Annotated in this window: 9 protein-coding genes; 3 read left to right on the top strand and 6 right to left on the bottom strand. The window is 42.8% G+C overall.

Annotated elements, in window-relative coordinates:
- Positions 1-5 precede the first annotated feature (5 nt).
- From ABIC84_RS19680 to ABIC84_RS19670, 3 genes are all read left to right on the top strand, one after another.
- The gene (locus ABIC84_RS19680; protein ID WP_429264640.1) at positions 6-1,622 is read left to right on the top strand and encodes a RagB/SusD family nutrient uptake outer membrane protein; all 1,617 of its coding nucleotides are present in this window, start codon (positions 6-8) and stop codon (positions 1,620-1,622) included.
- A 35-nt stretch (positions 1,623-1,657) separates the two neighbouring features.
- Positions 1,658-2,872, top strand: coding sequence for a glycan-binding surface protein (locus ABIC84_RS19675; RefSeq protein ID WP_429264639.1), 1,215 nt, complete (start codon positions 1,658-1,660; stop codon positions 2,870-2,872).
- Positions 2,873-3,256: 384 nt separating this feature from the next.
- On the top strand, positions 3,257-4,723 hold the full coding sequence (locus ABIC84_RS19670; RefSeq protein ID WP_429264638.1) for a cellulase family glycosylhydrolase: 1,467 nt from the start codon (positions 3,257-3,259) through the stop codon (positions 4,721-4,723).
- Between the two features lie 88 nt (positions 4,724-4,811).
- Here the strand turns inward: ABIC84_RS19670 and ABIC84_RS19665 are convergent, their stop codons facing one another.
- The 6 genes from ABIC84_RS19665 to ABIC84_RS19640 form a co-directional block, all read right to left on the bottom strand.
- Positions 4,812-5,201, bottom strand: coding sequence for a nuclear transport factor 2 family protein (locus tag ABIC84_RS19665; RefSeq protein ID WP_426585850.1), 390 nt, complete (start codon positions 5,199-5,201; stop codon positions 4,812-4,814).
- Positions 5,202-5,213: 12 nt separating this feature from the next.
- Positions 5,214-6,053, bottom strand: coding sequence for an MBL fold metallo-hydrolase (locus ABIC84_RS19660; RefSeq protein WP_429264637.1), 840 nt, complete (start codon positions 6,051-6,053; stop codon positions 5,214-5,216).
- Positions 6,054-6,157: 104 nt separating this feature from the next.
- Positions 6,158-6,739: a Crp/Fnr family transcriptional regulator gene (locus ABIC84_RS19655; protein ID WP_373613049.1), complete on the bottom strand. Its 582-nt coding sequence runs from the start codon at positions 6,737-6,739 to the stop codon at positions 6,158-6,160.
- 333 nt (positions 6,740-7,072) lie between these two features.
- Positions 7,073-8,584: an alpha-L-fucosidase gene (locus ABIC84_RS19650; protein ID WP_429264636.1), complete on the bottom strand. Its 1,512-nt coding sequence runs from the start codon at positions 8,582-8,584 to the stop codon at positions 7,073-7,075.
- A gap of 160 nt (positions 8,585-8,744) precedes the next feature.
- A complete protein-coding gene (locus ABIC84_RS19645) occupies positions 8,745-11,153 on the bottom strand; it encodes a glycoside hydrolase family 2 TIM barrel-domain containing protein (RefSeq protein ID WP_429264635.1) in 2,409 nt (802 codons plus the stop codon).
- A 13-nt stretch (positions 11,154-11,166) separates the two neighbouring features.
- A complete protein-coding gene (locus ABIC84_RS19640; RefSeq protein ID WP_429264634.1) occupies positions 11,167-13,323 on the bottom strand; it encodes a glycoside hydrolase family 3 C-terminal domain-containing protein in 2,157 nt (718 codons plus the stop codon).
- Positions 13,324-13,353: the final 30 nt, after the last annotated feature.

Here is a 13,353-nt window from a genome sequence, read left to right as displayed (position 1 = left end):
GATTCATGAAACGCATCAAAATAAATATAATCTTGCTGGTTATCGGCATAATTATCATAAGCAGCTGCAAAAAAGATTACCTCAACCGGCCCCCTTTAACCGGTATCACTACTGATAATTTTTATAAAAGCGGTTCGGATTTGAGATTAGCTACAGCTACTCTGTATGCACAGCCCTGGGCTACCTGGAATAACTTTCCATTGCTCGGTATGGGCGACATCATGAGCGGTAATATGTTACAGCCTTATAACGCCGATCTTGTTCAGCTTACTACCTTTTCCATCACGCCGCAAAACGGAACGCTAACATCGGCATGGCAAAGCTTTTACAATGTTGTGGCGCATTGCAACATCAATCTTAAAGCCATTAATACCAAAATGCCCGATAGCGTAGCCGTAAAAAGTAAAACAGGCGCGCTTGGTGAAATAAGGTTTATTCGTGCTACTTCCTATTTTTATCTTGCCCAGTTGTGGGGCCCTGTACCTATTGTTGAAGATAACGATAAATTGATAGCTAACCCGCTGGTACCTCGCCATAAGCTTGAGGATGTATATAAGTTTATTATCAATGATTTAAGATATGCCGTTGCTAATTTACCGCGAACTGATCAGCCTGGCCGTGTTACTACATGGTCGGCACAGGGTATGCTGGCAAAAGTTTATTTAACCCGGGCCGGTTTAAATCAAAAAGGCTCACGCAACCAGTCTGATCTGGACAGCGCAGCGTACTATGCCGGTAATGTTTGCAAAACCAGCGGTTTATCTCTTTTACCAAGCTACTACAATCTTTTCAGGACACAGTATAATGACAATTCTGAATCATTATTTGCCTATCAATGGGCGCCTGGCGTACCTTACGGGCAAGGTAATTCAATACAAGCCCAATTTGCACCAAGCGGCAGCCTGGTTACCGGCGGCGGCGGCTGGGGGGGAGCAATTGGCCCAACGATAGATCTTGCAAACCAGTATACTGCCCAGGACTCGGTACGCCGCAAAGCTACATTCATGCTTACCGGTGATAAATACCCTGAGCTTAACGCGGCAGGCGGAGGCTACACAGCAACTGGTGTAAACGTTAAAAAACACATAGTAGGTACCGCCGCCGATAACAACTCGCCTACGATGGACCTTTGGTCATCTATCGAGCATAATACAGTATTACGCCTTGCTGATGTATACTTAATTTATGCCGAAGCTTTATTAGGCAACAACGCAACAACCACTAACGCGGACGCATTGCTATACTTCAACCAGGTGCGCAGCAGGGCCGGCGTTGATGTTGTTACCCAACTTACTCCTGATGTCATTATGAAGGAAAGGCGGATTGAGCTCGCTTTTGAAGGCCAATACTGGTTTGACCTGGTACGCCTTTCTTATTACGACCCTAATAAGGCAATTTCGATAATTAGTAAGCAGATAACCCTTACTAATGACCCTGATCCTAATAACAGGTATATACCGCGTTCGCAATTTAGCTATGATCCGGCCACTGGAGTAAAAAAAGCATCTAATAATAGCCTGATCATAACGCCGCCGACCATTAACACATTTATGCTGCCTATACCGGCAAATGAGCAAACGGCAGACCCTAAGTTGTTAGAGGCTCCTGTACCCTATTATTAATTGCATTCAGAATCATTTAGATAATTCTTAAAATCATGAAAAAATTAAATCATATTAAAAGCTGTTTGCTACTTGTCTGGCTTGCCGCAGCCGCATTCATGCAATCCGGCTGTAAAAAGGATGCAACATCATCATCAAAAGGGACTCCTGTGATTACCTCTATCCGTAATTATGTGGCCCATCCCGGGGATTCGCTACTGAGCAGTGTGGGTACCGGTCAATGGGTAGTTATTTCGGGTAAAAATTTAAAAGGTGCACTTGCTATCAATTTTGATGGCGTAAAAGGCTCTTTTAATGACGCCTGGTTTTCAGATACCAGCGCTATCGCCCTGATTCCGGCTGTTATCGCGTTCCCGACGGTACCATCGGATAAGCTGAATACCATACAATACATTACCAATCATGGTCAAACTACGTTTTCGTTCCCTATTGTAGCGCCCGCCCCTACTATTACAGGCGTTTCTAACGAAGACGCTAATCCGGGCGATTCGGTTAAAATAAACGGGCTTAGCTTTTTCTTTGTTAAAAGCGTCATTTACGGCGGAATTAATATTACCAGTTTTAAATCGTCGAATGATGGTACAAGCATCAGCCTTGCAGTGCCTGCAGGCATTACGCAAACGGGTGGTATTGTTAGCGTTGAAACAAAATCAGGTAAAGCTGCTACTGTTTATTCGATACACAATTTAGTAAACGGGGTATTGAATAATTACGATAACATTAATAATTTCTCGTGGGGTTCGGGCACTTCCAACAGCTCAGCAACTTACCCTGGCAACACCGGTTATTATGGGATTCTGAAAGCATCAAATGTTCCTGCCGGCGATGGATCCTGGTGGAATGACGGCAGGTCAATCAATACAAACTCGGCGCAATGGATACCTCAGGCCAACATGAAAGATACCTTAAGCCATTATGTTTTAAAATTCGAGATATCGGTTACCAAGCCGTGGACAAACGGCTCTATCCAAATAGTAAAAGATTATTCATGGAATTATTCAGCCCTTTATCATCCATGGAAAACCTCCACAGGAGCAACAGTTCCGTTTACTACCAAGGGCTGGCAAACAGTTACCATTCCATTGTCAAATTTTGTTGACAGTAAAGGCTTTCCGGCACCAACGCTTTCAGATCTGCTTGGTTCAGCAGGAGCCGGGGCCATCAACGTTACATTTACTAATGATGGTTCAAGTACTGTTCAAAATTTCGAGGCAGCTATTGATAATATCAGAGTAGTAAGAGTTAAATAAGCGAGAGTTAGTTGATTATAAATGAATGCGCGGGGTCTTAACAAGCCCCGGCATTTTTTGTAGCTGATGCCTGGATATTAAAACTCCGAAAGCTGAGATACGGAGAAAATTCTGGTAAAGATTTTAATATAACTGTTCATAACCTCACAACAGTTTAAATTAAAAAGTAAAAGTTAGTTGAATAAGTGAATGCCTGGGGTTGTAGCAGGGCCCCGGCATTTTTTAACGAGACATAAGCCAACAATGCTTTATACAGCATGAAATTTTAAAAACTGCTCTGTGTACCTCAAATGACTACACCACAATTGTTCTAATACTTACCTAACCCAAACCAATAATCGCATGCAAATACAAACAAAGAATTTATTACCAATCATTTAAAAAATGAAAAAAACATTTTCCTTAAAATCGGTATTTTTAATAACAGTTGTATTGATATCGTTTTTTTCGTGTAAAAAAACGAATAGTGCACCGCCGGAACTTACCGTAAACCAAACAGCAATAACTTTTACGCCCGAAGGCGGTACGCAGGATTTTTCTATTTCGTGTAATGCAACATGGAATATCGTTAATCCAGGCTCTACCTGGCTGCAGTTAAGCACCACATCAGGCAATAACGGTAGTATCGTCATTCATATCAAAACGTTATCAGAAAACGGTACAGGATCAACACGTTCCAGTACCCTAACCATAAATTCCTCAAACGGACAGGCGAGAACCATAAAAGTATCTCAAACATCAAACCTTTTCCCCAATTACAATACTTCGCCAATAGCTCCTGATGCAACCGGAATGAGCAGTAACGCTGTTCAGCTTGCCGCGAAAATAAAATTGGGTTGGAATATCGGCAATACACTGGAAGCTTCTGGCGGCGAAACAGGCTGGGGCAATCCGTTAATCACGGAAGATTATGTAAAATTTGTAAAACAACAAGGCTTTAATGCTATACGCCTTCCCTGCGCCTGGAACATGGGCCATTTAAGTAACCCGGCAACTGCGCAAATAGATCCAAACTGGATAAAAAGGGTAAAAGAAGTAGTAGGGTATTGCGTAAGCAATGACATGTACGTTTTGCTTAACATCCATTGGGATGGTGGCTGGCTTGAAAATAACATTACCCAAGCCAAACAAGATTCAGTTAATGCTAAACAAAAGGCATTATGGGAACAAATTGCCACAGCTATGCGCGATTTTGATGAACGCCTGATGTTTGCCAGTGCCAATGAGCCAGCTGCAGATGATGCCGCGGCAACGGCGATACTTTCTACCTATCATCAAACCTTCATAAACGCAGTTAGATCAACCGGTGGTAAAAACGCCTATCGTGTATTGGTGCTTCAGGGCCCCTCTACTAATATGGAGAAAACAAGTGATTTCATGACCACTCTTCCGCAAGATCAAGTGGCAAACAAGCTGATGGTAGAGGTACATTACTACTCTCCATTTCAGTTCTGCTGCCTGCTGGACAATGATGCAAGCTGGGGTAAAATGTTTTATTATTGGGGCTCAGGGCACCACTCAGCTATCGAACCAGAACGAAATGCCACCTGGGGCGAAGAAGCCGATGTTGACGCCTCATTCAACCTAATGAAGACAAAATTCGTTGACAAGGGAATTCCTGTTCTTTTAGGTGAATATGGTGCCTACAGGCGCGACAACACAGCGCATGTTCCTTTAGATTTACCAACGCACGAAAGTTCGGTGGACTATTGGAATACCTATGTTACAAAACAAGCGAAAACCCGTGGCATGCTGCCATTTTATTGGGATACAGGCGGCGCTCTGGACAGAAGAAATTATACTGTAAAAGATCAGCGTACGATAACCGCTATTAAGCAAGGCGCAAATTAAAAAAAACGCCCGGGGCTTCCACTGGCCCCGGGTATTTTTTTTGCCCACCTAATCAATAATAAACTCAACTGAGCTCATTATTGATTATTCATTTTGTTGCGTCATTAACCGTTTTACTATCTACAAACTGTTCAAATAACGTTATACTGCCGTTTTCCAATTGCCATAGGTGCGCCACACGCGCTTTAAAAAATTTGTTTGTTTCTTTATAGGTACCGCTATATGTACCAAAGGCAACTACTTTATCGCCATCAGCAACATAACCCTCCGGCGTAAACTTATAATCAATCCACTCGGTAGCCAGCCGATAAAACACATTTTGCTTAATCTCGTCAAAACCCACGTAAGTGCCGGCGAGTGGAAAACCCGCCGCCTCTGTCCAAACGGCTGCCGGTGCAAGAAATTTCTGAAGGTTTTTACCGTTCTCTTCCGAAGATTTCCCTTCGTAAGTACTCTTTACAATTTCAAGGTTTGTCATTGCTGTTACTATTTACCATTTCATTTCGCCCGTATTTACCTTTGCTCCAATTTGAAGCGCTACATCAAAACGAAGATCTGGATAATGGCTCTTTACAGCATCAACCAACTCCCCTGATGTTTTATTTGCTTTCAGGGCTTCTTCGTAAAATAAAAGGTAGTTTTTAGTGTGGGACACTGACGCAGTATCGAAAGCGGAATACTGATCAGTATGGGCAGGAATTACAATAGATGGTGCCAGAGCAGTAATCTTATCCAGGATAGCGATCCATTTATCGCGGGCATCGGGCGTTTGTGCGTCGGCTGTCCACAGGTTGAAATTGCTGCCAAAAATATTAATGCCCCCTATTACAGCTTTTACGGAAGGGATCCATACAAAAGATCTCGAAGGGAACTCTTCAAGTCCGTATATTTCAATTTTTTCGTCCTCCAATTCAAATGAACCATCCTTTAGCAATTGCGGCAATACCACATTTTTGGTAAGGGCATTGCCAAGGCGGCCTCCCCAAACGTCAAGTTTTTTTTGCGAGGTTGCTTTAATATGTTCAATGGTTGTATCATTTGCGTAAACTGTAACCTCAGGAAAGTAGCGTTTGAAGATCTCCAATCCGAAATAGAAGTCGGGATCGGCATAACTGATATAAATTAACGATAATTTCTTACCCGAGTTTTTGATATGCTCCGCAACAACTTCCGCCTCGGCCAGGGTAAACTGGGCATCGACGAGTATTGCTTCCGTCTTCCCCGAAATAATTGTTGATGTTACGCCAAAACTGGTTTCCGCTGCTATAAATACATCAAGTGTAAGATTGCCTGATTGAAATTGTTTAAATTGCTGTGCCTGCGCTTCCATAGTTAAAAACCTTTTGTTAAACCTTGTTGATTAATAGATTAAACAAAGGTACCCATGGCTCAAACGAAAAACATTGAACAAGTTCAACAAACGCAAAAAGATAGTTACTTCTCCTTTGCCAGTTTATTACGGATTTTGCTCAAAAACTCATGACTAATCCCCAGGTATGCCGCTATTTGCCTGTTGGATAACCGGTTGTATAAATCCGGATACTTTGCTAAAAAATCCTGATATCGTTTATCGGCCGTTTTACTCAAATTATCGATCATCCTGCGCTGCAAGGCTACATGCGTTTTCTGCGTCATGATACGGAACAGCTTTTCAATGGCCGGGAAATGCTCATAAGCGAGGTCCTTGTTTTTCCGGGAAATGACCAGGACTTCACTATCTTCCAAAGCTTCAATAAATAAATTTGACGGTTTTTGGTTAGAAAAACTGTCTATATCAGCAATCCACCAATCTTCGGGCGCAAAATAAAGAACTTGCTCAACACCGTTTGCGTCCACATGGTAAACACGGAAAAGTCCTTTCAGCACAAAACCTTCATGGGCACAAATTTGTCCTTCTGATAGAAAATGGCTTTTTTTCTTAAACAACCGGGGTTCAAAAAGATCATGAAACTGTTGCAGTTGATCTTCGCTGAGCGAAACGTGCCTGGCGATGTTATTACGCAGTAGTTGGTTCATAGAATATAATTAATAACACAGCACAGGAGAAAGCTAAGTCAAGCATATCATATGACAACCTTTATACACCTGATATTTACTTTTCCATCTTCAAATACGTTTCTTAAATTAACAAATTTTCTATTAATTTACAGATGATCCGGTTTGATTTTTATAAAAATAAATATCGTAAAGAGCTGCTTATCGACTGCTTTAATGTAGCGAAAATCGCAGACCAAAGTTTATCATTGCATGAGTTGCACGCAGCTTCCTTGTAGTCTCCAGAAAAAGACAGCCCCTCCTGTTGAAGCGGAAGGGCCTGTCTTTTAATTTATTATCTTAAGCCGATTTCCCTTAATCAGCAAGCTCAATCCTAAAACCTGATACCTTCCAGTCAGGTAGGTTCACAGGCTTTTTGATAACAAGTGCATCCGCTTCCTGCTGCCATTGTATTTTTTCTTTACTGCCCAAAAGTTTCACGGAGCGTATTTTTTTGATGTTTATTGCCGACGATTTACCCAGCGATTTGATTCGAATATCTGAAGTGGGCGTATCAAGTAAAAAAGCATATAACTTGTTGCCATTGCAGGTGAAACGGATATCTTCTGCCGTGTATTTCATCCGGTCTTCATTAAAGTTGTCGGTTTTAACTTTTACTGCGTTTCCCGGGCGTTCTCCAAATATTTTCCACGGTCGTGATCCGTAGATCCCTTCACCGTTGGCGGCAGTCCACTTACCTATCTCATCGAGTGTATTCAACATATCGGGCTCTAAATCTCCCTCCGGTGTTTGCACAATATTTATTAGCAGGTTGCCATTTTTACTTACTATGTCTACCAGCATACGTATAATATCGGTACCGCTTTTGTAGGTTTGGCCGGTACGATAGAACCAATCGCCTATAGAAGTATCCGTTTGCCATGGATACGGGCTGATGGAATCCTGAACGCCCCGTTCAAGGTCCTGCACCCACATACCCTGCGAAGGCTGTTTGCAGTTATACACGGCAGTAAGTTGGCCATTGTTGTAGGCCATATTTCCGTTGTAAAAATTAGCTAACATGTTCCTGCCAATATCCCCAAACGGAAATCCGCTATCTGAGTAAAGCAGATCAGGATGATAAGTGTCCACCAGTTCCTTGACGGACTTATACCACGTGCGTTGCCATTCCGCGTCCTTAGTTAACCAGCCGCGGTCATCTGCTTTCGCTTTGGGATGATATAAATCGGCATAAGCTGGATCATTCGCATCATATGGAACACCCTTATAAGCGCCTGAGGTGTCGGCACTATGTGCGGGTTGGTACCAGGTATAGCTTGCTCCCAAATGCTCCGAAACACCAAATTTAAGGCCATTCTTTTTGGCCTCCGTTTGCCAAATACCCACTACATCTTTATGAGGCCCCATTTGTACAGCATTCCACCGGTGCAGTGAAGAATTCCATAAAAAGAAATTATCATGATGAGTCCCCATGCTTACAAAGTATTTTGCCCCGGCTTTTTTATATAGCGCCATCAATTTCGCCGGATCCCATTTTTCAGCCTTCCATAATGGTATGATGTCTTTATAACCAAACTTTGACGGGTGCCCGTAATGCGCAACGTGATATTTATTTTGTTCGCTGCCCTGAATATACATGTTACGGGCATACCAATCACCCTGCCGAGGCACGGCTTGCGGTCCCCAATGCGCCCAAATACCAAACTTGGCATCTCTGAACCACGCAGGATATTGGTATTGTTTAAAAGAAGTATCCGAAGGCTTGAACGGGCCGTTGTTAACGGACAGCTCTTGTCCGTACAGCATCAGCGACATCCCGGGCAGGACGAAGCTAAGTGCGAAAATCTTTTTAAGGGTAGTTATCATTAGTCAGGTATTTATAGGTAGTTGGAAAAATCTATCGCAGTTGATTTTAATGCAACTTGTTTTTTCATGTCATAAATTGGAATGCAGGCCGCACATTGCGATACATTCCTGCAAGTAATCTCGATTTATCGGTATCCAGTGTCATCTATTTTAAATTACTTTAGTGTCCGACCGTTTTTATGATGATAGACGTGTAGGAGAATCTCTCGGAACTAACGGTAAGCTTAATATCGCCGGCATTATGAGTGCTCCTGATTACCACCATGGCCCGGCCATGCCAGGCTTTGCGCGAATTGCCTGTATATGGGTCGGTGTCCTTGACATTCGCATTATCCACTCCGGCTATTACACCAGGCCCTTCAATTTTAAATTGAAGGCGATTTGATGCGTTTGGTTGTACTACGCCATTCTTATCAGTGATTTCAATTGAAACATAGGATAGGTCCTGCCCGTTCGGCAATAGCTGCTTACGGTCGGCAACGAGCCTGATCTTAGCAGCGGAACCTGAGGTTTGCAGCGTAGTTGATTCAATTTCTTTATCATTTTCAACGCCCACTGCTTTGAGGGTCCCTGGCGTATAGGGTACCGAGAAAGTAGCTTTAAACTCCTGATTTACTGTTGTAGACTTTTCGCCGAGAAGTTTGTCATTGAAGTAAAGTCTTACTTTGGGATATTTGGAATATACTTCTATATCTAAAGTTCGCCCCTCAAAGCCTGGCCATGTCCAGCTTTCCCAGGTAGGCCATACCGACCACCAGGTTTCTTTGATTTCCAGTGGTTCGGGCTTTGGTTCGCGGACAGCCATATACAACTTTTCCTTATCGTTGTACAGCATGCTGCGGTAGTGCGATATCGGCTTTCTCCATCCGGTTAAATCTATATCTCCGCAATACGCGCCATGCCACGGAAAAAAATCGTTTTCCCAATGCTCTCCTGGCACATCGCCCGAATAATACCAGCGGCCAATTCCCGATTCGCCTAAGTAATCTATCGCTGTCCATACAAAATCACCAATGATATAATTGTTGTTTTGTACCAGCTTCCAATTGGCAAAAGCATCCCGCGGGTATGATTCAGTCTGAAAAATAACACGGGAGGGCACTCTTTTATGATCTGCGGGAGCACCCTGCAGTTGATAATTATAACCGCAAACATCATGAGCTGCCATAAGCGGATCTAAAGATTCCCAGTCGTTACCCCATTTTACAATCGCGGATGTTACCGGTCGTGTTTTGTCTATACCTTTCACAGTGCCCGCAAGCATTTTAGCGGTCGTAACAGCCTCCGGTTTGTTCCTTTCAACAACCTCATTACCAATACTCCACATAAAAATTGACGGATGGTTCCTGTCGCGAAGCACCATTGTTTCCAGGTCGCGTTTCGACCATTTATCAAAATATACCGAATAGTCGTGTTTGTTTTTACCAACCCTCCAGCCATCGAAAGCCTCATCAATAACTAATAAACCTAACCTATCGCAAGCTTCTAAAAAAGCTTCGGACGGTGGATTATGAGATGTGCGCACGGCGTTAAAACCGGCAGCTTTCATTAACTCAACTTTACGTTCCTCGGCCCGGTCAAAAGCAGCGGCACCAAGGCAGCCGTTGTCATGATGAACACATCCGCCGCTAATCTTTACGGTTTTACCATTAAGCTGGAAACCATTTTCCGGCGTGAATTTTATTGAGCGGATGCCAAAAGTGATCTTTGTCTCATCAATTTTTTCATTGCCTTTTAATACCTGGATTTGAGCCTGATATAAATAAGGGGTTTCTGGTGTCCATAACAATGGCTTCGATACTTTTATAATTTGAGTAACTTCTTTTTCACTGTGCGCCGGTAACTCTACCTTTGTTGTATTATTTCCCGCATCTTTAAAGCTTACGGACAGCAACCGGGTGGCAACTGCGATGTGCTGCGGAAAGTCGGTTTCATTTTTTACAGTAGCCTTAACCTGTACAGAAGCTTGTTTTGAAGAAACTTCGGGTGTTGTGATAGCTACTCCCCAATCGGCTATGTGCAAGGGATTGGTAACATCCATCCACACATGGCGGTATATCCCGGAACCACTATACCACCTGCTATTTATTTGCTGTGAATTATCCACACGTACGGCTATCACATTGTCTTTGTTAAAATCCAGGTAAGGCGAAAGATCATACCTAAATGATGAATAACCATAAGGTCGGATACCAAGGGATTTACCATTGATAAAAACCTCCGAGTTCATGTAAACGCCCTCAAAATAAACCGAAACGTTTTTTCCTTTCCACTCAGGGGCCACCTTGAACGTTTTTCTGTACCAGCCAATACCTGCCGGGAAATAACCACCTGCACCTCCTGTTGGATTTTTGAGGCTTACGCTCCCTTCAATGCTCCAATCATGCGGCAAGTCAAGGTTACGCCAGGCATTATCATTAAAATCCCGTAACCGTGCCAACGAATCATCGCCCAGGCTAAATTTCCAATTGTAATCAAACAATTGTTTTCGCCCGGAGCCAACCGAAGATTGGGCAAAACTTAGAACACTATAAGCCAAAAGCAAGATGACTATTGTTATTTTTTTCATAAAAGTAATATGCTTATTTAACTGCAATTTTTGTTTTAAGGATAATATTACGAGATGAATTACCTAATTCAAGAACGTATTCGCCGGCTTCAGTGTTCCAACCTTTTTTTGCTTCATCATAAAATGCCAGATCTGCAACTTTCACCTGCATTTCTATCGTCTTTTTTTCGCCGGCCTTTAAAAATACCTTTTTAAAGGCTTTGAGCTCTTTTTCAGGGCGCTGTACCGAACAAGCCGGATCATTCACATACAATTGCACAACTTCGGCACCACTTCTTTCACCTGTATTTTTGATCGTAAACTTCACATGGATTGTTTCGTCTATTTTATAACTTGATTTATCTGTAGAAAGCTTGCTGATTGAAAAATCAGTATAGGAAAGGCCATAACCAAATGGGAACAGCGGCACTATATTTTTAGTATCGTACCAGCGATAACCAACCAATATTCCTTCTTTATATTCGGCTGTGAGATTATCGCCTGGATAGGTGTTTAAATTAAATGCCGGTGAATCATTTAACGAAGCAGGAAAGGTAAACGGCAGCTTACCCGATGGGTTTATAGTTCCCTTCAACACATCGGCCAGCGCATTGCCGGCTTCTGAGCCGTTAAACCATGACCAAACAATAGTATGATTTAACTTCTTGACTTCGTTCAGGTCAAATGGCGCACCAGCCATTACTACAATAACGGTATTGGGATTAACGGCACTGACAGCGTTAACCAAAGCTTGCTCACCAAAAGGCAATTCCAGGCTTTTACGATCATGGGCTTCACTTTCGTATTCACGGTTTGAACCGATACACAAAATGGCAATATCACTGCTTTTAGCGAGCGCTACGGCCTCATTAATCAGGTCCTGATCAGGTTTATTATAGTCACCATTTTGCTCAGCAGTTTTACTCGCCTGGTACTTTGCCCTGTAACCCTGTGCAAACCTGATATCGGCGGTTTTGCCGAACCTTGACTTTATCCCTTCTAATGCGGTGACCTCATATTTTGCTTTTACACCCGCACCATATCCCCCCAAAGCGAAAGTACGTACGGCATTATCCCCTATAACAGCGATGCGTTTGATCCCACTTGTTTTTAACGGCAATAATTGTTTATCGTTTTTCAACAGAACTATGGATTCTGAGGCGATATCATATGTGGCTTTAGTGTGCTCCGGTGTTGCGATAGCGCCTTTTGGATGGTTGGTACTCATAGATGTATGGTACATGAGCCATAAAATCCTGCCCACTTTATCGTCAATAGTTTTTACTGAAACTTGACCGGCTTTAACAGCGGCAAGCAATGGTTTGGCCAGATACCATTGATCATAAGGTCCGCTCGAACCCATTTCAATATCAAGGCCATTGTTTGCTGCCGCCACAGTATGATGCGTGCCGGCCCAATCAGACATAACCACGCCTTTAAAGCCCCAGTCTCCTTTTAAAACTTTGTTTAATAAATACCCATTTTCAGAACACCAATAACCATTTAACTTATTATAAGCCGACATAACGGTATAAGCATTGCCCTGCTGAACGGCAGCTTTAAAAGCAGGGAAATAGATTTCCTGTAAGGCCCTTTCATCAACTATTGTGTTTACACTATCACGGTTAAGCTCCTGATTATTGGCGGCAAAATGTTTAATACAGGCCGCCACATGCTGACTTTGAATCCCTTTTACCGATTGAATGGCCAATTGGCTATTTAAATAGGGGTCTTCTGAGTAATATTCATAAGTACGGCCGCAAAGGGGCATCCTGCAGATGTTAAACGCAGGCGCAAGCATCACATTTTTTTTACGGGCATTCGCTTCCTCTCCTATCACCACACCGTATTTATTGGCCATTATAGGGTTCCAGGTAGCAGCTATTGCCGAACCATTGGGTAAAAACGTAGCCGAATCGGTTGTCCAGTTAGCCGAAGCCCAGTCAAAACGTTTTATTTCTTCGCGCACGCCTAATGGCCCGTCATCACATGTCAATTCAGGGATACCTAAACGGGGCACACCTGCCGAAGAAAACAAAGCGTTGCCATGCAACATTTCTATTTTCTCTTCAAGTGTCATCTTTTTGATGATGCTATTGATCTTTAATTTCAGGGCTGCCTCATTTTTGTTTTGTGCGGATACGCCACTAAATAAAAAAAGCGCGATAATACAGGTAATTATATATTTCATAAACATTATTTCTTCAAATTCTTGGTTTAA

It is taken from the genome of Mucilaginibacter sp. 3215, from assembly GCF_050433785.1.
Taxonomy (GTDB): Bacteria; Bacteroidota; Bacteroidia; order Sphingobacteriales; family Sphingobacteriaceae; genus Mucilaginibacter.
The sequence above is the reverse complement of the archived record's forward strand: the minus strand, read 5'-3'. Positions and strand labels throughout refer to the sequence as shown.

Coding starts and splice junctions, on each gene's coding strand:
- ABIC84_RS19680 (WP_429264640.1), top strand. CDS start 6: ATGAAACGCATCAAAATAAATATAATCTTGCTGGTTATCGGCATAATT.
- ABIC84_RS19675 (WP_429264639.1), top strand. CDS start 1,658: ATGAAAAAATTAAATCATATTAAAAGCTGTTTGCTACTTGTCTGGCTT.
- ABIC84_RS19670 (WP_429264638.1), top strand. CDS start 3,257: ATGAAAAAAACATTTTCCTTAAAATCGGTATTTTTAATAACAGTTGTA.
- ABIC84_RS19665 (WP_426585850.1), bottom strand. CDS start 5,201: ATGACAAACCTTGAAATTGTAAAGAGTACTTACGAAGGGAAATCTTCG.
- ABIC84_RS19660 (WP_429264637.1), bottom strand. CDS start 6,053: ATGGAAGCGCAGGCACAGCAATTTAAACAATTTCAATCAGGCAATCTT.
- ABIC84_RS19655 (WP_373613049.1), bottom strand. CDS start 6,739: ATGAACCAACTACTGCGTAATAACATCGCCAGGCACGTTTCGCTCAGC.
- ABIC84_RS19650 (WP_429264636.1), bottom strand. CDS start 8,584: ATGATAACTACCCTTAAAAAGATTTTCGCACTTAGCTTCGTCCTGCCC.
- ABIC84_RS19645 (WP_429264635.1), bottom strand. CDS start 11,153: ATGAAAAAAATAACAATAGTCATCTTGCTTTTGGCTTATAGTGTTCTA.
- ABIC84_RS19640 (WP_429264634.1), bottom strand. CDS start 13,323: ATGAAATATATAATTACCTGTATTATCGCGCTTTTTTTATTTAGTGGC.